Here is a 21,474-nt window from a genome sequence, read left to right as displayed (position 1 = left end):
TCGGGAAGGCGCCAAGCATAACGCCGCCAGCGTGGAGGAACGCTGACGGCGCGTGGACAGGATGGAGCGCCGTTTTCCGGGCGCTCAGTCGGCCCAGCGGCCCGGGCCGGTGGACTGCGGCAGCACCTGCGCCGACAACGGGCGGTCCTTCTCCAGCAGGTTCACCGCGTCGGCCAGGATCGAGGCCGATTCCTTCAGCAGCGGGTCGGGGCGCTTCTCGGCGGCCTTCTCGCGCGCGGCGTCCTTGACGATGTCGCGCTCGTTGCCGGTCAGGCCGTCGTCGTTGCCGTCGTCGGCCAGCGGGTCCAGCGGCAGGCCCAGCTCCTTGCGCACGTCCTGGCGCTGCTTGCGCTGCGCGTCCTGCCTGTCGCGCTCGGCGCGGCGCTCGGCCTCGTTCAGCGAGACGTACTTCTTGGCCGCCTCGGTGCGGAACTGCTGCACGTCCTCTTCCCACCACTTGAACTCGCGGTCGCTCTGGATGCGCGCGGCATGGCGCGTCTGGAGCCTGGGCAGGATCGGCGCGAAGTTGCCGTACTGGGTGTGCGGCACGGCGGCGATGCGGGTCCACGGCAGCGCGTTGTCGTAGGTGCTCTCGCCGAATTCGCTGGCGTCGACGCTGGCCGGGAAGGCCAGGTCCGGCACCACGCCCTTGTGCTGGGTGGACGAGCCGCTGACGCGGAAGAACTGGGCGATGGTCAGCTTGACCTGGCCGAAGCGCTCCTTCTCGCTGGCCGGCCAGCGGTCCAGCGGCACCACGTTCTGCACGGTGCCCTTGCCGAAGGTGGTCTCGCCGATCACCAGGCCGCGGCCGTAGTCCTGGATGGCGCCGGCGAAGATCTCCGAGGCCGAGGCCGAACCGCGGTTGATCAGCACCGCCAGCGGGCCGTCCCAGGCCACGGCCGGGTTGCGGTCGCTGTTGACGGTGACGCGGCCACCGGATTCGCGCACCTGCACCACCGGGCCCTGCTCGATGAACAGCCCGGTCAGTTCGATGGCCTCGTCCAGCGAGCCGCCGCCGTTGTTGCGCAGGTCCAGCACTACGCCGTCGAGCTTGTCGGCCTTGAAGCCGGCCAGCAGGCGGGCGACGTCGCGGGTGGCCGAAGCGTAGTCGGCGGCGTTGCGGCGCCGGCCCTCGAAGTCCTGGTAGAAGGTCGGCAGCTTGACGATGCCGATGCGGCGCTGGGGCTCGCCGGCGGCGCCCGGGATGGTCATGGTCTCGCCCTTGGCGGCCTGCTCGGCCAGGCGCACCTTCTGCCGGGTCAGCGTCACCATGCGGTGCTTGCCGTCCAGGCCTTCGGCGGCGGGGATGAATTCCAGCCGCACCTGGGTGTCCTTGGCGCCGCGGATCTTGGCCACCACGTCGTCGATGCGCCAGCCGATCACGTCCTCGATCTGGCCCGAGCGCCCCTGGCCCACGCCGACGATGCGGTCGCCCGGCTTGAGCGTGCCGTCCACCGAGGCCGGGCCGCCGGCGATGATCTCGCGGATCACCACCACGTCGTCCTGGCGCTGCAGCTGCGCGCCGATGCCTTCCAGCGACAGCGACATGGCCTGGTTGAAGTTCTCGGCCGTGCGCGGGGTGAAATAGTCGGTATGCGGATCGACCGCGCGGGTGTAGGCGTTCATGAAGAACGAGAACACGTCCTCGCCCTTCACCTCGTTGACCGACTTGAGCAGGGTGGCGTAGCGCTTGTCCAGGGTCTTGCGGATGTCCGCGGCCTGCTTGCCGGCCAGCCTGAGCCGCAGCCAGTCGTTCTTCACCGACTTGCGCCACAGGTCGTCCAGCTCGGCGCTGGTCGCCCACGGCACGTCCTTGCGGTCGTAGTCGAAACGCTCGCGGGTGGTGAAATCCGGTTCCTGCTTCAGCAGGCGCCGCGCGTAGGCCACGCGCTCGGTCACGCGCTGGCGGTAGACCGCGAACACCTGGAACGCCGGGTCCAGCTCGCCGGTGCGGATCGCCGTGCCGGCCTGCGCGGCCAGCGGCGCGAAGCGGTCCACGTCCTCGCGGGTGAAGAACTGCTTGCCGCTGTCCAGCGACTCCAGGTAGCGCTTGAACACGTCCTGCGAGGTCGCCGCGTCCAGCGGCCGCGGCCGGTAGGCGTAGCGGCTGTCGGACAGCAGCCCGTACACGAGCTTGGAGGTGGTCGCCTGGTCGACCGTCGCGGTGGACGGCAGCGCCTGGCTGTCGGCGCGCGCCAGCAGAGCGGCCGGCGCGGTCAGCGCGAAGGCCAGCAGGAAAGCGGGAACTCGGTAGTTCATCAAGGTACTCGTGGCGCCGGGCGATGGGGGAAGACTGCGGATGACTCGGACAACGGGACAGTGCCGGAAGTTGCAGCGCTTGTCATCCGGGCCGCCCACAGCCTAGCCGCCCCACTGTAGCGGGACGTGAACCGGGCCGGCGGCGGACGAAAAGCAGGCGCCGTGCTGCCCTGGCAGAGGGCCGCAGGCTGAACCGTGGCGACGGGTGAACGGCCGGGGCCTAGGGGCTCGCCACGGCTTGGGTCGCGGAAATGACAGCGGGAGGAAGCCCTTGGATCGGGGCGCCGAAGATGCAGGCTGTGGGCCGCGCGAGGCGGCGGCCACAAGCTGGCATCAGGGCACCCAATACGGGCGCCGCCTTGCCATGCATCCATCTGCCGCCGCCCTCCTCTCCAGCGCCCTTCAAACAAGGCGGGCCTGGGGGCGGCGCGGCGTCTCAGCTGACGCCAGCGCCGGCGGCCTGCCGGTCGGCGTGGTAGGACGAGCGCACCATCGGGCCGGAGGCGACGTGGTGGAAGCCCAGCGCGTAGCCGTAGTCCTCCAGCGCCTTGTATTCCTCGGGCGTCCAGTAGCGCAGCACCGGGTGGTGGTGCGGCGTGGGCTGCAGGTACTGGCCGATGGTGACCATTTCCACGTCGTGCGCGCGCAGGTCGCGCAGGGTGGCCTGCACCTGTTCCAGGGTTTCGCCGAGGCCGAGCATGATGCCGCTCTTGGTCGGGATCGACGGATGCTGCGCCTTGAATTTCTGCAGCAGGGTCAGCGACCACTGGTAGTCCGCGCCCGGGCGCACGTTGCGGTACAGGTCCGGCACGGTCTCGATGTTGTGGTTGAACACGTCCGGCGGGCTGACCGCCAGGATCTCCAGCGCGCGCTCCATGCGGCCCTTGCCGCGGAAATCCGGGGTCAGGATCTCGATCCGGGTGCCGGGGCTGAACTCGCGGATGGCGCTGATGCAGTCCACGAAATGGCCGGCGCCGCCGTCGCGCAGGTCGTCGCGGTCCACACTGGTGACCACCACGTACTTCAGGCCCATGTCCTTGACCGTCTGCGCCAGGTGCAGCGGCTCGGCGGCGTCCGGCGGCTTCGGCCGGCCGTGGGCGACGTCGCAGAACGAGCAGCGGCGGGTGCAGACCTCACCGAGGATCATGAAGGTGGCCGTGCCGTGGCCGAAGCACTCGTGGATGTTCGGGCAGCTGGCCTCCTCGCACACCGTCACCAGCCGGTTCTCGCGCAGCTTGGCCTTGAGCTGCTGCACGGCGTTGCCGGAGGGGATGCGCACGCGGATCCACGAGGGCTTGCGCAGCACCGGCGCGTCGGCGAACTGCACCGGCGAGCGGTTGATCTTGTCGCCACCGAGCTGCTTGGCACCGGCCTGGAGCGGCGCGGACGGAGTGTCGCCCTGCACGACCTGCAGGGGAATGGAGCGGCTGGTGGATTCGTTCATGGCGTTCCGGCGGCGTCAGGGCCGCATGGTCAGGTCGGGCAATCCGGGATCGTCGTGCAGGTCCAGTCCGAACTGCCGGGCCAGATGGGACAGCAGCACCGGCTTGACCGCCTCGATGCCCGAAGGACCGCCCAAGTCTAGCACCGAGGTCACCTGCATCCCGGCATAACCGCAGGGATTGATGCGGTGGAAGGGCTCCAGGTCCAGGCCGACGTTGAAGGCCAGGCCGTGGAAACTGCAGCCGCGGCGCACGCGGATGCCGAGCGCGGCGATCTTGGCGCCGCCGACATAGACGCCCGGCGCGCCTTCCAGGCGTTCGGCGACGATGTTCCACTCGTCCAGCGTGTCGATGATGGCCTGCTCGATGCGGCACACGTAATCGCGCACGCCGATGCCGAGCCGGCGCAGGTCCAGCAGCGGGTAGACCACGATCTGGCCGGGGCCGTGGTAGGTCACCTGGCCGCCGCGATCCACGTGCAGCACCGGGATGTCGCCCGGCGCCAGCACGTGCTCTTCCTTGCCGGCCTGGCCCAGGGTGAACACCGGGTCGTGCTCGACCACCCACAGCTCGTCGGTGGTGGCGTCGTCGCGCGCGTCGGTGAAGCGCTGCATCGCGTGCCAGACCGGCTCGTAGGCCTGGCGGCCGAGGTCGCGCAGCGTCGCCGGGCGGACCCTGGCGGCGCGCCCGGCATCGGCCGGGCAGGCGCCTACAGCGTCCACTTCACTTCCGGGTGGTTGCGCAGGGCTTCGTGGGCGGCGTCGTACTGCTCGCGGCTGTCGGCCTTGAAGGCGATGCGCACGGACACGTACTTGCCGTTGGACGAATGCTTCCAGCTAATGCGCTCGTTGAGCACATCCACGCCAGCCTGCAGCAGCAGCCGCGGCAGCTCGCTCTCCAGCCCGATGTTGGCCGCGCCCATGGCGCTCAACTCGAAGGTGCCGGGAAACTGGAAGCCGTGTTCGGGGTTGTCGGACTTGATTTCCATGCCCGCCATTATCGGGGCGCGGGCCGGCAAACCCAAGGTCCGCAACGGCGAAAGGGCCGCTGCGGGCGGCCCTTTCGCGGAAAGCTGCGTTGTCTGCCCGTGATCGGTGCCGGCCGGCGGCCGGACCTGCCCCGGGCGTGCCGGCCGCGGCCGGCACGGCGCGCTTACTTGGACAGCTCCAGCAGGGTGGAAGACACCCATCCCTTGTTGCCCAGCTCGTCCTCGACCTCCCACATCACGCCTTCCTTGTTGCCGGTCGGGTACAGCATCATGCCCGGGTCCAGCGAACGCACCGGCGCGCCGGTGCCCTTGGCGTTGGCCAGCAGGCGGCCCGGACGGGTCACCGTCACCGCCTGCTGGGCGTTGGCCGCCGAGGCGTTCTCCGGCAGGCCGCCGAGCTGGGCGACGATGTCGGTATAGGCCTGCAGGTAGGCCATGGTGATGACCTGGCCGATCTCGGTGTTGGCGTAGCCGCCCACGCCGGCCGCGCCAAAGCCGCCGCCGCCGAACAGGCCGCCGCTGGCGCCGAAGCCGACGTCGCTCTTGCGGGCCGAACCTTCGGAGATCGCAACCTGCTCGGAAGAGCGCACGTCGGTCACGGTCAGCACCACGTCGGCGGTCTTGCTGCGGAAGTTCAGGCCGCCGACGATCGCGCCGGCCTTGCCGCCGATCAGCCCGCCCAGCAGGCCGCCGATGGCGTTGCCGCCGGCGTCGCTGTTCTGCGAGACCAGGTCCGGGATCATCACGTAGTCGGCGGCCTTGATCTGGCCCTTGCCGACGTTGGAACGGCCGCGCAGGTCGCCGCTGGCGGCCAGCTCACGCTCGAACTGGCCGGCGGCCATGCCGGCGCCGCGGTCCACCAGGGTGAAGCAGCGCGAGCGGTTGACGAACACCTTGATCAGCCGCGACGGGGCCGGCAGCTGCTGGCCGGTCCACCAGTTGGTGGCGTCTTCGGGCTCGATCACCGAGATGGTGCCGATCGGGCGCTGGCAGACCGGAAGCTCGGCCGTGGCCTGCTTGCGCTGTTCCTGCGCGCGGGTGCCGGTGTTCTTGAACGCTGCCTGTGCCGGCTGGCTGGACACGACCGCGGCGATGCCCACGGTCAGGGCAGCCGCCATCAACGGCGAAAAGACATTACGCATAGCTGTGTATTCCCCATTAACCTGCGCCTCGGAGGCGCGTTCCATTGGTCTGAAAACCCGGCGACAGGTCCTGGTCCTTGCGGGCAGCCAGTACTGGCAAGCGCGGAGCGTCGGCGGCGATGCTACCGCAGGGCCATGACGGTTTCCAACCTCCGTCCGTCACGGTTTGCGGCCGCCGCATCCCCGCCCCGGCGGCGGTCCGCGGCACTGCAACGATGTGATCCGCCGGTCCTCACTGCGTCCATGCGCTACCGGCCGGTAAGCTGCGCGCACCTCCCCCGAACCGGATCCGAGTGGATGGATATCCGCCCCTGGCTGCCCCTGGCCCTGGCATTGGCGCTCTTCGGCAACGATGACGCCCACGCCGCGACCACCCGCCCCGACACCTGCACCGGCAGCGCCCTGCGCGACCATCCGCCCGCCGTCAATTTCCGCGTCGACAACGACCTGTTCGGTGGCGCCCACCAGGACCAGGGCTACACGAACGGCGCGATGCTGACCTTTGTTTCGCCCAACCTGGCCGACTACACCGACGATCCCTGCCTGCCGGCGCCGGCGCGCTGGATCAACCGCCACCTGGAGCGGCTGCAGCCGGGCGGGTTCGAGCAGCAGAACATGATCTTCAGCATCGGCCAGGGCCTGTTCACGCCGACCGACAGCACCCGCACCGACCTGATCGAGGACGACCGCCCGTATGCCGGCGTGCTGCTGGCCAATTTCGGCTACAACGCGCGCAACGGCGACCGGCTGCGTACCACCCAGCTGGCGGTGGGCATGGTCGGCCCGTCGGCGCAGGGCAGGCAGGTGCAGGACGCGGTGCACAGCGTGCTGCACGACGAGAAGTTCATGGGCTGGAAGCACCAGCTGCGCGACGAGCCGGTGTTCCGGCTGCTGCACGAGCGCATGCGGCGCTGGCCGGCCAGTGCCCCCGGCGGCTGGGGCTGGGATGCGATCAGCCACTGGGGCGGCGCGGTCGGCAACCTGGCGACCTACGCCAATGCCGGCACCGAGGTGCGTTTGGGCTGGAAGCTGCCCGACGATTTCGGCAGTTCGCCGATGCGCCCGGCCGGCGAGAACACCGCGCCGACCCGCGCCGGCCGCGCGCCGGGCTGGTCGACGCACCTGTTCTTGACCACCGACGCGCGCTGGGTGCTGCGCGACATCACCCTGGACGGCAATACCTTCCGCCACAGCCACAACGTGGACAAGCGCCCGTTCGTGGGCGACATCGGCTACGGCGTGGCGGTGATGCGCGGCAAGTGGAAGTTCGCGCTGGCCCGCTACCACCGCACCCGCGAGTTCGAGGGGCAGAAGGAGCGGCCGGTGTTCGGCAGCTTCACCATCAGCCGCACGCTGTAATAAGGGAGCAAGGAGCCGTTTCGGAGGCCGGCTTGACAATACTTATTTAATTCTTATATTCACCCCTCATGAACTCCGTGCTATGGACAGCCAGAGCCGCCAGACAGCTTCGCAAGCTGGACCGCAAAGCACAGGCCGACATCCGCGACGCCGTCTCCACCAAGCTGCCCCGTTTCCCGGACTGCACCGGCATCAAGGCATTGATCCACCATCCCTGCGACTATCGGCTTCGGGTCGGCAACTACCGCGTCCTGTTCAATCACGACAGCCTTGTCGAGATCGTCAGCATCGAAGAGGTCAAGAAACGCGATGAACACACCTACTGACATCCAGACCATCAAGGGCGCCGATGGCAATCCCGCGTTCGTCGTAATGCCCTACGACCTGTTCCTGCGCAAGTACGCCCATCGCAACGACCTGATCCCGAACGAGGTGGTCAGCGCCACCGTGGACGGCGCGAGCCCGATGAAGGCATGGCGCGAACATCTGCGTCTGACCCAGGCTGAAGTCGCCGCGCGCATGGGCGTCACCCAGGCCGCCTATGCACAGATGGAGGTCGCCGGCCGCCCGCGCAAAGCCACGCTTGTACGCGTAGCCGAAGCGATGCACATCAGCGTGGAACAGCTGGATTTCTGATCGACGCCTGCCGGCGGGCCCATGGCCCCATGCAGGCAGAACACCACAGTCGCACCCCCTGCGGAAATGCAGAGCCCCCGGCGCTGGCCGGGGGCTCGAAGGGGTCTCAGGTTGCCCGATCTGGGCCGCTCAGGACTTCCACCACATCATGAAGGCGTCCCACAGGCGCTTGAAGAAACCGCCCTCCTCCACCGCCTGCACCGCCACCAGCGGCGACTCGGCGACGATCTTGCCGTCCAGCGCCACCTTCACGGTGCCGATCTGCTGGCCGGCGGCGATCGGCGCCACCAGCTGCTTGGGCACGTCCATGCTGGGCTTGAGGTCGGCATAGCGGCCGCGCGGCACGCTGACCAGCAGCGGCTGCGCCACGCCCAGCTGCACTTCGTCGGCGGCGCCCTTCCACACGTGCTGCGTGGTCACGGCCTTGCCGGTTTCGTAGAGGCGGTGGGTTTCGAAGAAGCGGAAGCCCCAGTTCAGCAGCGCCAGGCTGTCGTCGGCGCGCTGCTTCTCCGAGGCGCCACCCATCAGCACCGCGATCAGCCGCTGGTCGCCGCGCTGGGCCGAGCTCAGCAGGCAGTAGCCGGCCGCCGAGGTGTGGCCGGTCTTGATGCCGTCCACGCTCGCGTCGCGCCACAGCAGCAGGTTGCGGTTGGGCTGGGTGATGTTGCCTACGGTGAATTCCTTGATCTTGTTGTAGGCGTAGGTTTCCGGGTAATCGCGCACGAAGGCGCGGCCCAGCAGCGCCAGGTCGTAGGCGCTGGACTGGTGCCCCTCGGCGGTCAGGCCGTGGGCGTTGACGAAGTGCGAGTCCTTCATGCCGAGCTTGGCGGCATAGTTGTTCATCAGCGCGGCGAAGGCTTCCTGGCTGCCGGCGGCGTGCTCGGCCAGGGCGATGGCGGCGTCGTTGCCCGACTGGATCGCCATGCCCTTTTCCATGTCCTCCAGGCGCGCGGTCTGGTTGACCGGGAAGCCGCTGTAGCTGCCGTCGGTGCCGGCGCCGCCCTCGCGCCAGGCGCGTTCGCTCATCATCACCTGGTCGTCGGGCTTGATCTTGCCGTTCCTGGTTTCGGCGGCCAGCACGTAGGAGGTCATCACCTTGGTGATGCTGGCCGGCGGCAGCGGCATGTGGATGTTCTCGCCGGCCAGCACCTGCCCGGAGGCGTAGTCCATCAGCACCCACGCGGTGGACGTGGACGGCGCCGGGGCCGGCGGGATCGCCACCTGGGCGGGTGCGGCGGCGGCCGGCGCGGGCGCGGGTACCGGGGTAGGCGTCTGGGCGGAGGCCAGGCCGATGGCGAACGTCGTGGCCATGGCGGCGGCGGCAAAGCGGAATTTCATCGGAAAGCGGTTCCTGTCGGGACAAGGAATGGAAAACAGGCGGTCATTGTAGGGCGTGCGGCCGCCGTCGCATGCGGGCGGCGGCCCGCGCCCGTCGCGCGGCATCCTTCCGGCGGAGCGTTGCGCCGGCGGAAGGATCACGGTCAATCGCGCACGATCTGCGGCCTGCCGAACCCCAGACCGGCGATGCGGCCGGCAAGTTCCGCCGCCTTGGCCACGTCGTCGGCCGGCACGCGCAGGCGCCACAGCGTGCGTCCGCCGCTGACGACGTCGCTGAGCGTGGCGCCGGCGATGCCGGCCGCGCTCAGCTGGCCCAGGGCGCGGGAGGCGTTGTCGCGGCTGGAGAAACTGGCGACCTGCAGCAGGATCGCGCCCAGCGCGCGCGCCGCCGTGTCGGCGACCGGCGCCTGCACGGTCGATGCGACGACGGCCGTCGCCGCCGGCGGGGATGCCGCGCCGGCAGAGGCAGGCAAGGCCTGCACCGCCACCGCCTGCGCCGCGGGGCCGGCGGCGCCGACCTCGGCCGGGCGCGGCGCCGATGGCGCCGGCAGCCGTTCGACCAGCTGGTCCATGCGGCTCGGCGCAGGTGTGGCGGCGGCCGCGGCCGTCGTGGCCTGTACCGCGGCGCGGCCGCGTGCCGGCCGCGGCGTGTCGCCGGCAGCCAGCAGGTTGTCGCTGCCCGGCGCCAGCCCGCGCACCTCCACCCGGCCGGTGCCGCGCTGGGTGATGCCAAGCCGCACCGCCGCGGCGTAGCTCAGGTCGATCACGCGCCCCTCGTGGAACGGGCCGCGGTCATTGACCCGCACGATCACCGATTCGCCGTTGTCCAGGTTGGTGACGCGGGCGAAGCTGGGCAGCGGCAGCGTCTTGTGCGCGGCGGTGAACTGGTACATGTCGTAGACCTCGCGGTTGGAGGTCAGGCGGCCGTGGAACTTGGCGCCGTAATAGGACGCGGTGCCCTGCTCGACGTAGTCGTCGACCCGCTCCATCACCCGGTATTCCTTGCCCAGCACCACGTACGGCGAGCGGTTGCCGACGGCAGAACGCGGCTCCTGGCGCACCACCGGCTCGGGAATGCAGGCCACGTCCGGCACGTAGTCGGGCGTGCTGTCCTTCACGCCGGGGCGGTACAGGCCGCCGGCGACGTAGTTGCCGCGCGTGCCGGGGTCCTCCTGCGCCTTGGCGTAGGGCGAGCCTTCCGGGCAATGCGGCGGACGCCCGCCGCGGCCCTGCACCACGCTGCCGGCCGGCGCGCCATGGCCAGGCCCGTGGCCGGCCGGTTTGGACTTGGGCGGCGCGCTGCTGCAGGCGGCCAGCCCGAGCACGATCAACGCGGGGACCAGCCACCGCGCGTTCATGCCGGCGGCAGCTCGCGGCCGGCGATGGCCTGCGACAGCTGGAACACGGCCATCGCGTACATCTTGGAGAGGTTGTAGCGGGTGATCGCGTAGTAATTCTGGAAGCCCAGCCAGTACTGCTTGCCGGCGCTGCCTTCCAGCGTGATCGGCGTGGCGGTGGCGCCGGCGGCGCGCACCGGCACGACCGGGTGGTAGCCGCTCGCGGCCAGCGCGTCCAGGCCCAGGGTCGGCGTCCAGTCCACCGGGTTGAGCTCCTCGCGGCCGGCGTCGAGCGTGGCCGGCACCGCGACCGTGCCGCCGCGCAACCAGCCGCCCTTCTTCACGAAGTAGTTGGCGATGGAGGCGAATACGTCGTCATGGCTGTTGAACAGGTCGCGGCGGCCGTCGCCATCGCCGTCCACGGCGTAATCCAGATAGCTGGAGGGCATGAACTGGCCCATGCCCATCGCCCCGGCGTAGCTGCCCTTGAGCGCGGTGATGTCCAGCTTCTCCAGCGCGCCCAGTTCGAACAGCTTGGCCAGCTCGTCGCGGAAGAACAGTTCGCGGCGCACCTCGCGCTCGAGCTTTTCCGGATCGCCGCTGCGCGGGTACTTGAACGCCAGCGTGTACAGCGCATCGAGCACGCGGTGGTTGCCGGTGTTGGCGCCATAGCTGGTTTCCACGCCGATGATGGCCACGATCACCTCGGCCGGGACGCCGGTGCGGTCCTGCACGCGCTGCAGCGCGTCGCGGTGCGTGGCCAGGAATTTCCTGCCGCCGTCGATGCGCGCCTGGCTGATGAACATCGGCCGGTATTCGTTCCACGGCTTGACCCGCTCGGCCGGGCGCGACATGGCGGCGATGATCGGCTCGCGGATCTGCGCCTGCGCCAGCACCGACTCGATGTAGGCGGGTTCGATGCGGTAGCGGGCGGCGGTGTCGCGCACGAAGTTGGCGCGCGCGGTTTCGAACGGCACCGGCGCCAGGTCCACCGGCGGCAGATCCGGTTTGCGCTCCGGCGCGGCCTCGGCCGGCGCGGTGCCCTTGCCGACCGGTTTTTCCACCGGTTGCGGGGCGGGAGCGGGAGTCTGTGGCTGGGTCGCGCAGGCGACCATGCCCAGGGTGAGACAGCAGACCAGGACGCGTCGAATCATCGGTCGAGATTAACAGGTCATGGATGAATTTCCATCAATAACACCATGAATCGCAACGGGATTGAAGCGAATGCCAACGCATGCGTGGAGGCGGTGACGCGATACGTTGCGGAGCAGGAAAACTGAATACGCAGAATGCAAAGAGCCCGGCGGGTCGATGTTGGGCAACGCCAGACACCGGCACCGATCGTCCGACCCGTTGTCGAGCGCAGACGGACAGAGAACATGGACCGACCACGCGCGGTTCGCGCGCCACATTGTCGGGCGCAGCACCGGATCGGGATCGGGATCGGCGGAAAGTATGGCCTCTGCGGAAAACCGGGTACCGGCCGCACCTCCCATCCCGTGGGTGCGACCGGTACCCGACCGGATTCCCGCGCTGGCCGGGCGTCTCCCCACGCCCGGCCGGCGAAGCCGGCCTTGCCGTCCCGCGAACGGGACGGCTGCCACGGCGCAATGGCGTCCTGTGGCGGGCGCCATTGTGAGGCTTTTGTTAAACCGTGTGTTTGATCCAGATCAAAGCCCCGACCGACGTCGCAGTTTCGCGCCCGCCCGAGGCCATCGTGCCGCGACCATCCGCCCGCTGGGTGGACGCCCCGCGCGGGCGTCAGCCGTAGCCGCCGTGCACCGGGTTGTGGCTGCGCGCGGCCATCACCAGGCCGAAGCCGGCCAGCAGCGACACCGCGGCCGTGCCGCCATAGCTGATCAGCGGCATCGGCACGCCCACCACCGGCAGCAGGCCGGAAATCATGCCGCCGTTGACCAGCGCGTAGACGAAGAACGACAGGCCGGTGGCGCCGGCGACCAGGCGCGAATAGCCGTCGCGCGACTGCACCGCGATCCACAGGCAGCGGCCGACCACGAACAGGTAGAGCGCCAGCACCGTGGCCACGCCGATCCAGCCGAACTCCTCGCTCAGCACCGAGAAGGCGAAGTCGGTGGTCTGCTCGGGAATGAAGTTCAGGTGCGACTGCGAGCCCAGCCCCCAACCCTTGCCCGTCAGGCCGCCGGAACCGATGGCGATCTTGGACTGGATGATGTTCCAGCCGGCGCCGAGCGCATCGCTCTCCGGGTCCAGGAACATCATGATGCGGTCCTTCTGGTAGGGCATCAGGAACCAGAACCAGGCGACCGGCGCGGCGGCGGCGACGCCGCCCACGCCCAGGCCCACCCACCACCACGGCAGGCCCGCCAGCAGCAGCACGAAAGCGCCGCTGGCGGCGATCAGCATCGCGGTGCCGAAATCCGGCTGCAGCATCACCAGCGCGGTCGGCACGCCGATGATCACGCCGGCCACCAGGACCACCGGAATGCGCGGCGGCAACGGCATGCGGTGCAGGTACCAGGCGACCATCATCGGCATGCTCACCTTGAGCAGTTCGGCCGGCTGCAGGTAGAACAGTTTCAGGTCCAGCCACTGGCGGCCGTACTTGCCGGTCCCCAGGACGAACACCGCCAGCAGCGGCAGCATCGACAGCGCGTAGATCAGCGGCGTCCAGGCGCGGATGCGCAGGATCGGCACCCGCGCGATCGCCCACATCGCCAGCAGGCCGACGCCGAAACGCGCGCCCTGCGCCATCACCAGGCTGCTGCCGCCGGCGCTATCCAGCACCGCCAGGCCCATCGCCATCAGCGCGCCCAGCGCGAGCAGCAGCGGCCAGTCCAGGCCGCGGGTGAGGCGCTGGGCCATCTCCAGCAGCCAGCGCAGGAAATCCCTCATGGTTGCGTCCTTCCGGGAGCCGGGGGCCGGGGACCAGAGGCCGGGGCGGAAGCGGCATCGGGCGCGGGCGCCTGGGGGGCGGGCCGGCCGGCTGCCTGTTCCGGCGCGGGAGCCGCGCTTTCCGGTTGCGGCGCAGGCGGGGAGTCAGCGGACGCCGGACCCCCCCTCGTCCCCTGGCCCCCGGCCTCCGCCCCCTGCTCCTCCGGCATCACGCCGAGCAGCCAGGCGTCGAACACCTTGCGCGCGATCGGCGCGGCGGCCGAACCGCCGTAGCCGCCGCCCTCGACCGCGATGGCGATGGCGATCCGGGGGTCCTCGGCCGGCGCGAAGCCGATGAACAGCGCGCGGTGGCGCAGGTGCATCGGCAGGTTCTTCGGGTTCACCGCGGCGGTGCCCTTGCGGCTGATCACCTGCGCGGTACCGGTCTTGCCGGCCATCAGGTACGGCGCGCCAGCCGCCACGCGCCAACCGCTGCCGCCCGGCTGCATGGTGCCCATCATGCCCTCGCGCACCGCCTGCAGGTTGGACGGATTGGGGCTGATCGGCCGCGACGCGGGCTGCGGCAGGGGCGCCCAGTCATGGTCGAAGCCCACCTTCTGCTCGACCACCAGGTGCGGCGTGCGCAGCTGCCCGGAGGCCAGACCGCCGACGCCGCGCACCAGCTGCAGCGGCGTCACCTTCCACAGGCCCTGGCCGATGCTGGCGTTGACCATGTCGCCCGGGTACCAGCGTTCGTTGCGCAGCCTGGCCTTGGTCGCCGGCGAGGGCAGGATGCCGCCGATCTCGCCGGCCAGGTCGATGCCGGTAGGCTGCCCGAAACCGTAGCGGCCGCCCATGTACTGGTCGTAGCGTTCCACGCCCATGTCGATGCCGAGCTGGTAGTAGTAGGTGTTGACCGACTGCGAGATCGACTTGCGCAGGTCGGTCCAGCCATGGCCGCCGCGGTTGGCGTCGCCCCAGCCGCGGCTCACGCCCGGCAGGTAGAACATGCCGCGCGAGAGGATCTTGTCCTCCGGCCGGCGCAGGCCGCTGTCCAGGCCGGCCAGGCCGAGGAACGGCTTGACCGTGGAACCGGGGGCCACGCCGCCCAGCACCAGGCGGTTGAACTGCGGCCGCGAGGGGTTCTCGTTGAGCCGCTTGAAGTCGGCGTGGGAAATGCCGTTGACGAACAGGTTGGGGTCGTAGGACGGCAGGCTGACCATGGCCAGGATCTCGCCGGTGCGCGGGTCGATCGCCACCGCCGAGCCTTCCTGTTCGCCGAACGCGGTCACCATCGCCTGCTGCAGGTCGACGTCGATGGACAGGCGCAGGTCGGTGCCCGACTGCGCCGGCACCCGCCCGAGGGTCCGGATCGCGCGTCCCTGCACGTTGGTCTCGACCCGCTCATAGCCGACCTTGCCGCGCAGGCGGTCCTCGTAGAAGCGCTCCAGCCCGGACTTGCCGATGTGGGTGAGCGCCGCGTTGCCCTCGCCCAGCTCCAGCAGGTCCTTGTCGTCGACCCGGCCGACGTAGCCGATGACGTGCGCGAGCAGGTCGCCGTAGGGGTAGCGGCGGGTCAGGTAGGGCTCCAGCTCCACGCCGGGATAGCGCCAGCGGTCCACGGCGAAGCGCGCCATCTCCTCGTCGCTGACACGCAGCTTGAGCGTGACCGGCACGAAGCTGCGCCGCGCCTTGCGCGACTGGTTGAAACGCTCGATGTCCTCGTCGCCGAGCGCGAAGATCGTGCGCAACCCGGCCAGCGTGGCGGCCATGTCCTGGACCTTGTTCGGGGTCACGTCCAGGCGGAACGCCGGCACGTTCTCGGCCAGCAGCCGGCCCTTGCGGTCGTAGATCAGGCCGCGCCCGGGCACCACCGGTCGCGCCTTGATGCGGTTGGCCTCCGAGCGCGTGGCGTAGACGTCGTGGTCCAGCACCTGCAGCTTGAAATACCAGCCGCCCAGCACGCCCAGGCCCAGCAGCACGCCGAGGAAGCCGATCGCCGCGCGGCGCCGGAACTGCTCGACCTCGGCCTGCGGGTTCTTGTGCTGGCGCCGCCCGTACATGGCTCAGTGCCCGCGCTTGCCCAGTCGCGCAGCGTCCAGCAGCACGTAGATCGGCAGCCACAGCAGCATGCCCGGCAGCGGCGCCCACCAGTAACTCCACGGCAGCAGCGGCTCGGCGGTGAACAGGCGCACAGCGGCGCTGATGATGCGGTCGTTGAGCAGCAGGCCGCCGATCGCCAGCGCCTGCTGCGACAGCGGGAAGAAGCGGATGCGGGCGCGGAAGCGCTGCAGGATGAAGGCGAACACCACCAGCCGCAGCGCCTGCTCGCCGAGGATGCCGCCGTACAGCAGGTCGGCCAGCACGCCGATGCAGAAGGCGAAGCCCAGCCCGACCCGCTCGGGGGTTTCGATCACCCAGTAGCCCAGCACCAGCGCCAGCCAGTACGGGCGCACGGGCTGCAGCAGTTCCGGCAGCGGTACCAGGCCCAGCAGCAGGGCCACCGCGAGGCTGGCGGGCAACACCCAGCCGCGGCTGCGCAGGCGGCTCATTGGCCCACCTCCGCAGGAGTCGGACGGGACCGGGGACCGGGGACCGGGGACCGGGGGGAAGGCGGGTTGGCTGAGGGCTGCCTGTTTTCAGGCACCGGCGGAATCACGCGCGACGCATCAGCCGCCGCGCCTTGCTGTTCCCCGGTCCCGGGTCCCGGGTCCCGGGTGCCGGATGCTTCATTGCTCAGCCCCGGACGCGGCCCCGGCTCGGTGTCACCACCGGCCGGCGGTTCCAGGCCGGTGGTCACCGGCATGCGCGGGATTTCGGGAACCGAGCGCAGCAGCAGCACGTCGCGGCCGCGGTCCAGCTTGGCCGCCGGCTCCAGTTCGCCGACCAGGAAGGCGTGGGTATCGTCGGGCCGCAGCTCCAGGATTTTGCCGACCGGGAAGCCGGCCGGGAAACGCCCGCCCAGCCCGGACGTGACGATCTCGTCGCCCACTTCCACGCCCGCGCTGAGCGGGATGTCGCGCAGCTCCAGGCGGTCGCCGCGGCCATAGGCGATCAGGCGCACACCGTTGCGCGCCACCGTCACCGGCACCGCGTGGTCGGGGTCGGTCAGCAGCAGCACGGTCGAATGCAGCGGGGTCACCACGATCACCTGCCCCATCAGGCCGCCGGCATCGATCACCGCCTGGCCGATGTGCACGCCCTCGCGGCTGCCGGCGTCCAGCACCAGGCGCTGCTTCACCGGGTCCAGGTCGATGTCCAGGATCGGCGCCAGCTGCACGTCCAGGCCGCTGCGTTCGGCCACGTTGAGCAGCTCGCGCAGCTGCGCGTTGTCCAGCGCGGCGGTCTGCAGGCGGGTCAGGCGCGCGTTGGCCAGCAGCAGCTGGTTGCGCAGCTCGCGGTTCTCCGCGACCAGCTGGTTGTGGCTGGCGGCGTTGTCGCGCATCGAGGCGCCCAGGCGCCCGGGCAGACCGGCCAGCGCCCACACCGGCTGCACCGCCATGCCGGCCTGCTGGCGCAGGCGCGACAGCCAGCCGCCCTGGTCATCCAGCACGATCAGGATGATCGCCAACGCCAGGTAGGCCAGCAGCCGCAGCGTGCTGCTGGCGTCGCCCTGGCGGGAGGCTACGGGTGGACCGGCATAGGGCGGCACAGTGCGACTACCGGGAACGGGGAAATAGGAATGGGGAACCAGCGTGCACGACGCCTTCGGCGTTCACGGCGCGACGCGGACCGCGGATCGGGACAACGGCAATCACGGAACGGAAAAGGGCGGGAAAGCCGATGGTTCTTCATTCCCGTTTCCCCCTCCCCTGCTTCCCGCTTCACTCCGGCGCAAAGAACTCGTTGCCGTGCATGTCCACCAGCTCCAGCGCGCGGCCGCCGCCGCGGGCCACGCAGGTCAGCGGATCGTCGGCCACCTGCACGTGCAGGCCGGTTTCCTCGGAGATCAGGCGGTCCAGGTCGCGCAGCAGGGCGCCGCCGCCGGTCAGCACGATGCCGCGCTCGGCGACGTCGGCGCACAGTTCCGGCGGGGTCTGTTCCAGCGCCAGCTTGACCGCGGACACGATGCCCGACAGCGGCTCGTGCAGGGCCTCGAGCACTTCGTTGGAGCTGATCTTGATCATCTTCGGCACGCCCTCGGCGAGGTTGCGGCCGGAGATTTCCATCTCGATCACTTCCGCCTGCGGGTAGGCGCAGCCCAGCTCGACCTTGATGCGCTCGGCGGTGGCTTCGCCGATCAGCATGCCGTGGTTGCGGCGCACGTAGTTGGTGATGGACTCGTCGAAGCGGTCGCCGCCGATGCGGACCGAGGCCGAATAGACGATGCCGTTGAGCGAGATCACCGCCACCTCGGTGGTGCCGCCGCCGATGTCGATGACCATCGAGCCACGGGCTTCGGTGACCGGCATGCCGGCGCCGATCGCCGCGGCCATCGGCTCCTCGATCAGGAACACGTCGCGGGCACCGGCTTCCTCGGCCGATTCCTTGATCGCGCGGCGCTCGACCTGGGTCGAACCGGCCGGCACGCACACCAGCACACGCGGGCTCGGGCGCAGCACGCGCGACTTGTGCACCTTCTTGATGAAGTGCTTGAGCATCGCCTCGGTGTAGGTGAAGTCGGCGATGACGCCGTCCTTCATCGGGCGGATGGTGGTGATGTGCCCCGGGGTGCGGCCGAGCATCTGCTTGGCCTCGGCGCCGACGGCGGCCACCGAACGGGTACCGCCGATGGCGCGGTCCTGGCGCACGGCCACGACCGACGGCTCGTTCAGCACGATCCCCTGCCCGCGCACGTAGATGAGGGTGTTGGCCGTGCCCAGGTCGATGGACAGGTCATTGGAGAACATGCCGCGGAGCTTCTTGAACATCTGGGGAGTGATCCTGAGGGCGCGCGCCCACGCCGGATGGCGAAAAAATGGGCAGAAAACGGGGGTTGGCTAGCCTATCAACCCACCCCGGCACGGGCAAGGAAAATCCATGCCCGCAGCGGGTTTGAGAGCGCCCGCGCGGGCTCCCCGGCGACACGTGGTTCTGGTCGCGCGCCGCCGCAGCCGGTACCCTTATGCACTTTGGCGCGCGTCCGCGCCGCCCCGCCTGCGCCCGCATGGCGGCGGTTCCCCTTACCCGTATAGGCCTGTCCGCGATGTCCGCTCTGATCTGTGGTTCCCTTGCCTTCGACACCATCATGGTGTTCCCGGACCAGTTCAAGAACCACATCCTGCCGGACAAGGTGCACATCCTGAACGTGTCCTTCCTGGTGCCGCGCATGCGCCGCGAGTTCGGCGGCTGCGCCGGCAACATCGCCTACAACCTGCACCTGCTGGGCGGCGCGCCGATCCCCATGGGCACGGTGGGCTCGGACTTCGGCCCGTACCGCGAGCACTTCGACGCGCTGGGCATCGACCTGAGCCGCGTGCGCGTGATCGAGGAGCTGTTCACCCCGCAGGCGTTCATCACCACCGACCACGACAACAACCAGATCACCGCCTTCCACCCGGGCGCGATGATGCGGTCCTACGAGAACCACGTGAAGGACGTGCCGGGCGTGACCCTGGGCCTGGTCGGCCCGGACGGCCGCGAGGGCATGATCCAGAACGCCATCGAGTTCAAGGAGATGGGCGTGCCGTTCATCTTCGACCCGGGCCAGGCGATGCCGCTGTTCAACGGCCCGGAACTGCGCACCTTCATCGAGCAGGCCGACTACGTGGTGGTCAACGACTACGAGTCCAACCTGCTGCAGGAGCGCACCGGCTGGAACGAGAAGGAGATCGTCGGCCGGGTCAAGGCCTACATCACCACCCGCGGTCCCAAGGGCGCGGTCATCCATACGCCGGACAAGAGCTACGACATCCCGCCGGCGCACGAGCGCCGCGTGGTCGACCCGACCGGCTGCGGCGACGCGTTCCGCGCCGGCCTGATCTTCGGCATCCAGAAGGGCTACGACTGGCTGACCATCGGCCGCATGGGCAACCTGATGGGCGCGCTGAAGGTGGAGCACCCGGGCACGCAGAACCAGCGCTTCGACTTCGACGAGTTCAACGAGCAGTTCAAGCAGCAGTTCGGCTACGCGCTCTGACCGCGCGGGCCGGGACACCTGCCAGAACGGCGCCGGAAGGCGCCGTTTTTCGTTGCAGGTGCCGGGCTTGCCCGGCACGCAGCCGTTACCCGCAAACTCCCCATGCGGGGCAAACCCCGCACCCACGGGTCATGCCTGCGGGCCCGCGTTCTGATCGCGAGGCCGGGACACACCTGCGGAAACGGCGCCGGAAGGCGCCGTTTTTCGCGTAGGTGCCGGGCTTGCCCGGCACGGGGCCGTTACCGGCAAAGTCCCCATGCGGGGCAAGCCCCGCAAGCCAAGGGTCATCCCTGCGAGCCGTAGCGCGCCGCCTCGCGCTCCAGCCAGGCCGGCAGTTCCCGCCTGCGGATGCCTTCGCCCTTCGCGCGCCGCAGGCAGTGGAGCATGTAGCGCTGCTTGTCCGTGTCGTCGCCGGCCAGGGACAGCGCCAGGTCGCGATCCATCCAGCGCCGGAACACCAGATACAGCACCACGTGCAGGGCGATGGCCAACAGGCTGACCACGAGCACGATCGCCAGGTCCATCAGCGCGCCTCCGTGCTTGCCGGTGCCGCCATCGGCGCGCGCACCCGCGCCAGCTCCTGCTCCAGGGAGAGCTCCTGCGGCCCGCGCCGCAGGGCGCCGGCGCGGAGCACGCGGCCGGCGGCCAGGTAGAACAGGTAGGGCTCTCCCGGCTGCAGCGCGACGTTGCGCAGATGCGCCGACGGCAGGCAGCCAAGGGCATCGAGCCGGTGCGCCGGGGTCACCTGCAGTTCCGCGCTCCCTGCCCCCTTGATCCGCTGGCGCACGCGTACCCGCGCGCCGTCCGGCGCCGCCGCCAGGACATCGGCGATCACGATGGTGTCGGCTTCGGCGGCCAGCGCGGCCGCCAATGCCTGCTGCCGCTGCAGGTCTTCGGCCACGACCCGCCGCTGCATGTCGGCGGGCAGGCTGCCGCACGCGAACGCGGGCGGGACAGGCAGGGACAGCAGGAGCGCCAGCGCGCCCAGCCGGCGGGCATGTGCCCCATGCACACTGCGGCGGCGCGGCCGCGCGGAGCCGGCGTGCACCGCCACCGGAATCAATCCCAGCCCGCGGGCATCTGGCTGCCGTCCAGGCCGCCGGTCTCGAACACCGCGGTACGGGTGCCGCCGGCCTTCACCGGGAACTCGATGCGGATGACCCTGGCCTTGCGCGCCAGCCGCCACAGGCCGCGGTTGTCGGTGACGAACATGGCGATGGCCTCGTCGGTATCCGGGCGGTGCGCGGCCATGCGCCGCGGCGCCTGGTCGTCCACCGTCACCGTGACCTGGCAGCTGGCGTAGCAGGCCCTGGCGAAATCGCCGGTCTGCAGCACCAGATAGGCGTGGCGCTTCCATTCGGGATGGTCGCGGAACACCAGCTGCACCACCTTGGCGCCGCTGCCGTCGACGTCGACCCGCTCCTTGCCCTGGATCATCGCCGAGCGCTGCACGCCCTTGCTGCCGACCGACACCTGGTTGTAGCTCCACAGGCCCTGCATGCGGCGCAGTTCGCGCGCCGCCTCGGCCTTTTCCTTCACTTCCGCGAAGCCCGGCTCGATGCGCCGGGCGGCCTCCGAATCGGCGAACTGGTCGAGCAGCGCGGCGCCGTGGACGCGCGCTTTCTCCCATTCGGTGGCGGTCACCGCCGCGTCGTAGAGCCTGGCGATGCCCTCGGCATCGGCCTCGCGTCTGGCGCGCTCCTGCGCGGCGGCGGCCTCCTGCTGCTGGCGCTCGGCCTCCGGGTTGCTGCAGGCGGCCAGGGCGACGACGCACAGGGCGCCAAGGATCAGGGGTTTCATCGGGCGACTCCGCAGGGACGATGCGCGGCATGCCGCGCGACGGCCCCACTTTAAACATCCCCTGCCGCAAACCCCAGCCCCTCTGGCACGGGCCGCGGGATGCTCGCAGCGACAGCGGCGCGGATCGAGGAAAACCATCCGCAGCGGTTCCCGGCATCGCCTGTCGCCGGCCCTCAAGGCCACCGCCGCAACGGGGCAACGGAAAACGGCGGGTTTCCCCGCCGTTTTCCGTTCTGCCGCC

General features: G+C 70.1%; 20 protein-coding genes. 4 read left to right on the top strand and 16 right to left on the bottom strand.

The annotated features are described in order from the left end of the window. Positions 1-84 precede the first annotated feature (84 nt). The 5 genes from ABTV91_RS05760 to ABTV91_RS05740 all read right to left on the bottom strand — a co-directional run bounded on the left by ABTV91_RS05760 (position 85) and on the right by ABTV91_RS05740 (position 5,807). On the bottom strand, positions 85-2,259 hold the full coding sequence (locus tag ABTV91_RS05760) for a carboxy terminal-processing peptidase (RefSeq protein ID WP_433853649.1): 2,175 nt from the start codon (positions 2,257-2,259) through the stop codon (positions 85-87). A gap of 436 nt (positions 2,260-2,695) precedes the next feature. Next, the gene (gene lipA / locus ABTV91_RS05755; protein ID WP_433853648.1) at positions 2,696-3,703 is read right to left on the bottom strand and encodes a lipoyl synthase; all 1,008 of its coding nucleotides are present in this window, start codon (positions 3,701-3,703) and stop codon (positions 2,696-2,698) included. A 15-nt stretch (positions 3,704-3,718) separates the two neighbouring features. Further along, positions 3,719-4,423 (bottom strand): lipoyl(octanoyl) transferase LipB, encoded by a 705-nt coding sequence (gene lipB / locus ABTV91_RS05750; RefSeq protein ID WP_433853647.1) that lies wholly within the window; start codon positions 4,421-4,423, stop codon positions 3,719-3,721. Beyond that, a complete protein-coding gene (locus ABTV91_RS05745) occupies positions 4,411-4,689 on the bottom strand; it encodes a YbeD family protein (RefSeq protein ID WP_433853646.1) in 279 nt (92 codons plus the stop codon). Before ABTV91_RS05745 ends, lipB begins: the two co-directional genes overlap by 13 nt. A 164-nt stretch (positions 4,690-4,853) precedes the next feature. Next, the gene (locus tag ABTV91_RS05740) at positions 4,854-5,807 is read right to left on the bottom strand and encodes a CsgG/HfaB family protein (RefSeq protein WP_433854127.1); all 954 of its coding nucleotides are present in this window, start codon (positions 5,805-5,807) and stop codon (positions 4,854-4,856) included. A gap of 321 nt (positions 5,808-6,128) precedes the next feature. On the opposite strand from ABTV91_RS05740, the gene ABTV91_RS05735 reads away from it, so the two are divergent. The 3 genes from ABTV91_RS05735 to ABTV91_RS05725 all read left to right on the top strand — a co-directional run bounded on the left by ABTV91_RS05735 (position 6,129) and on the right by ABTV91_RS05725 (position 7,826). Further along, positions 6,129-7,190 carry a lipid A deacylase LpxR family protein gene (locus tag ABTV91_RS05735; protein ID WP_433853645.1) on the top strand — a complete coding sequence of 354 codons (1,062 nt, stop codon included), beginning with the start codon at positions 6,129-6,131 and terminating at the stop codon, positions 7,188-7,190. Positions 7,191-7,258: 68 nt separating this feature from the next. Continuing rightward, positions 7,259-7,516: a type II toxin-antitoxin system RelE family toxin gene (locus ABTV91_RS05730; RefSeq protein ID WP_433853644.1), complete on the top strand. Its 258-nt coding sequence runs from the start codon at positions 7,259-7,261 to the stop codon at positions 7,514-7,516. Then, on the top strand, positions 7,500-7,826 hold the full coding sequence (locus ABTV91_RS05725; protein ID WP_433853643.1) for a helix-turn-helix domain-containing protein: 327 nt from the start codon (positions 7,500-7,502) through the stop codon (positions 7,824-7,826). The genes ABTV91_RS05730 and ABTV91_RS05725 overlap by 17 nt, the downstream gene beginning before the upstream one ends. 129 nt (positions 7,827-7,955) lie before the next feature. On the opposite strand, the gene ABTV91_RS05720 is transcribed toward ABTV91_RS05725, so the two are convergent. The 8 genes from ABTV91_RS05720 to ABTV91_RS05685 form a co-directional block, all read right to left on the bottom strand. Beyond that, on the bottom strand, positions 7,956-9,164 hold the full coding sequence (locus ABTV91_RS05720; RefSeq protein ID WP_433853642.1) for a D-alanyl-D-alanine carboxypeptidase family protein: 1,209 nt from the start codon (positions 9,162-9,164) through the stop codon (positions 7,956-7,958). A gap of 143 nt (positions 9,165-9,307) precedes the next feature. Next, on the bottom strand, positions 9,308-10,522 hold the full coding sequence (locus tag ABTV91_RS05715; RefSeq protein WP_433853641.1) for a septal ring lytic transglycosylase RlpA family protein: 1,215 nt from the start codon (positions 10,520-10,522) through the stop codon (positions 9,308-9,310). Then, positions 10,519-11,655 carry a lytic murein transglycosylase B gene (gene mltB / locus ABTV91_RS05710; RefSeq protein ID WP_433853640.1) on the bottom strand — a complete coding sequence of 379 codons (1,137 nt, stop codon included), beginning with the start codon at positions 11,653-11,655 and terminating at the stop codon, positions 10,519-10,521. Before mltB ends, ABTV91_RS05715 begins: the two co-directional genes overlap by 4 nt. A 607-nt stretch (positions 11,656-12,262) precedes the next feature. Continuing rightward, positions 12,263-13,375: a rod shape-determining protein RodA gene (gene rodA / locus ABTV91_RS05705; protein ID WP_433853639.1), complete on the bottom strand. Its 1,113-nt coding sequence runs from the start codon at positions 13,373-13,375 to the stop codon at positions 12,263-12,265. Continuing rightward, entirely contained in the window at positions 13,372-15,417 is a 2,046-nt protein-coding gene (gene mrdA / locus ABTV91_RS05700; protein ID WP_433853638.1) for a penicillin-binding protein 2, read from the bottom strand. Before mrdA ends, rodA begins: the two co-directional genes overlap by 4 nt. Before the next feature lie 3 nt (positions 15,418-15,420). Further along, positions 15,421-15,906 carry a rod shape-determining protein MreD gene (gene mreD, locus ABTV91_RS05695; protein ID WP_433853637.1) on the bottom strand — a complete coding sequence of 162 codons (486 nt, stop codon included), beginning with the start codon at positions 15,904-15,906 and terminating at the stop codon, positions 15,421-15,423. Then, positions 15,903-17,006 (bottom strand): rod shape-determining protein MreC, encoded by a 1,104-nt coding sequence (mreC, locus tag ABTV91_RS05690; protein ID WP_433853636.1) that lies wholly within the window; start codon positions 17,004-17,006, stop codon positions 15,903-15,905. The genes mreD and mreC overlap by 4 nt, the downstream gene beginning before the upstream one ends. 172 nt (positions 17,007-17,178) lie before the next feature. Then, positions 17,179-18,225 carry a rod shape-determining protein gene (locus ABTV91_RS05685; RefSeq protein WP_005419402.1) on the bottom strand — a complete coding sequence of 349 codons (1,047 nt, stop codon included), beginning with the start codon at positions 18,223-18,225 and terminating at the stop codon, positions 17,179-17,181. A gap of 275 nt (positions 18,226-18,500) precedes the next feature. On the opposite strand from ABTV91_RS05685, the gene ABTV91_RS05680 reads away from it, so the two are divergent. Beyond that, the gene (locus ABTV91_RS05680; protein ID WP_433853635.1) at positions 18,501-19,433 is read left to right on the top strand and encodes a carbohydrate kinase family protein; all 933 of its coding nucleotides are present in this window, start codon (positions 18,501-18,503) and stop codon (positions 19,431-19,433) included. 284 nt (positions 19,434-19,717) lie between these two features. On the opposite strand, the gene ABTV91_RS05675 is transcribed toward ABTV91_RS05680, so the two are convergent. From ABTV91_RS05675 to ABTV91_RS05665, 3 genes are all read right to left on the bottom strand, one after another. Beyond that, positions 19,718-19,957 (bottom strand): hypothetical protein, encoded by a 240-nt coding sequence (locus ABTV91_RS05675; RefSeq protein WP_433853634.1) that lies wholly within the window; start codon positions 19,955-19,957, stop codon positions 19,718-19,720. After that, positions 19,957-20,334, bottom strand: a complete 378-nt coding sequence (locus tag ABTV91_RS05670; RefSeq protein ID WP_433853633.1) for a hypothetical protein — start codon at positions 20,332-20,334, stop codon at positions 19,957-19,959. Before ABTV91_RS05670 ends, ABTV91_RS05675 begins: the two co-directional genes overlap by 1 nt. Before the next feature lie 158 nt (positions 20,335-20,492). Then, on the bottom strand, positions 20,493-21,233 hold the full coding sequence (locus ABTV91_RS05665; protein WP_433853632.1) for a hypothetical protein: 741 nt from the start codon (positions 21,231-21,233) through the stop codon (positions 20,493-20,495). Positions 21,234-21,474 lie beyond the last annotated feature (241 nt).

This window comes from Stenotrophomonas nitritireducens (assembly GCF_050984405.1).
Taxonomy (GTDB): domain Bacteria; phylum Pseudomonadota; class Gammaproteobacteria; order Xanthomonadales; family Xanthomonadaceae; genus Stenotrophomonas; species Stenotrophomonas nitritireducens_B.
This window is presented reverse-complemented; position numbering and strand designations above follow the sequence as displayed.

Bases quoted from the DNA above. Each gene is read 5' to 3' on its own strand.
- ABTV91_RS05760 (WP_433853649.1), bottom strand. From the start codon at position 2,259: ATGAACTACCGAGTTCCCGCTTTCCTGCTGGCCTTCGCGCTGACCGCG.
- lipA (WP_433853648.1), bottom strand. From the start codon at position 3,703: ATGAACGAATCCACCAGCCGCTCCATTCCCCTGCAGGTCGTGCAGGGC.
- ABTV91_RS05745 (WP_433853646.1), bottom strand. From the start codon at position 4,689: ATGGAAATCAAGTCCGACAACCCCGAACACGGCTTCCAGTTTCCCGGC.
- ABTV91_RS05740 (WP_433854127.1), bottom strand. From the start codon at position 5,807: ATGGCGGCTGCCCTGACCGTGGGCATCGCCGCGGTCGTGTCCAGCCAG.
- ABTV91_RS05735 (WP_433853645.1), top strand. From the start codon at position 6,129: ATGGATATCCGCCCCTGGCTGCCCCTGGCCCTGGCATTGGCGCTCTTC.
- ABTV91_RS05730 (WP_433853644.1), top strand. From the start codon at position 7,259: ATGAACTCCGTGCTATGGACAGCCAGAGCCGCCAGACAGCTTCGCAAG.
- ABTV91_RS05725 (WP_433853643.1), top strand. From the start codon at position 7,500: ATGAACACACCTACTGACATCCAGACCATCAAGGGCGCCGATGGCAAT.
- ABTV91_RS05720 (WP_433853642.1), bottom strand. From the start codon at position 9,164: ATGAAATTCCGCTTTGCCGCCGCCGCCATGGCCACGACGTTCGCCATC.
- ABTV91_RS05715 (WP_433853641.1), bottom strand. From the start codon at position 10,522: ATGAACGCGCGGTGGCTGGTCCCCGCGTTGATCGTGCTCGGGCTGGCC.
- mltB (WP_433853640.1), bottom strand. From the start codon at position 11,655: ATGATTCGACGCGTCCTGGTCTGCTGTCTCACCCTGGGCATGGTCGCC.
- rodA (WP_433853639.1), bottom strand. From the start codon at position 13,375: ATGAGGGATTTCCTGCGCTGGCTGCTGGAGATGGCCCAGCGCCTCACC.
- mrdA (WP_433853638.1), bottom strand. From the start codon at position 15,417: ATGTACGGGCGGCGCCAGCACAAGAACCCGCAGGCCGAGGTCGAGCAG.
- mreD (WP_433853637.1), bottom strand. From the start codon at position 15,906: ATGAGCCGCCTGCGCAGCCGCGGCTGGGTGTTGCCCGCCAGCCTCGCG.
- ABTV91_RS05685 (WP_005419402.1), bottom strand. From the start codon at position 18,225: ATGTTCAAGAAGCTCCGCGGCATGTTCTCCAATGACCTGTCCATCGAC.
- ABTV91_RS05680 (WP_433853635.1), top strand. From the start codon at position 18,501: ATGTCCGCTCTGATCTGTGGTTCCCTTGCCTTCGACACCATCATGGTG.
- ABTV91_RS05675 (WP_433853634.1), bottom strand. From the start codon at position 19,957: ATGGACCTGGCGATCGTGCTCGTGGTCAGCCTGTTGGCCATCGCCCTG.
- ABTV91_RS05665 (WP_433853632.1), bottom strand. From the start codon at position 21,233: ATGAAACCCCTGATCCTTGGCGCCCTGTGCGTCGTCGCCCTGGCCGCC.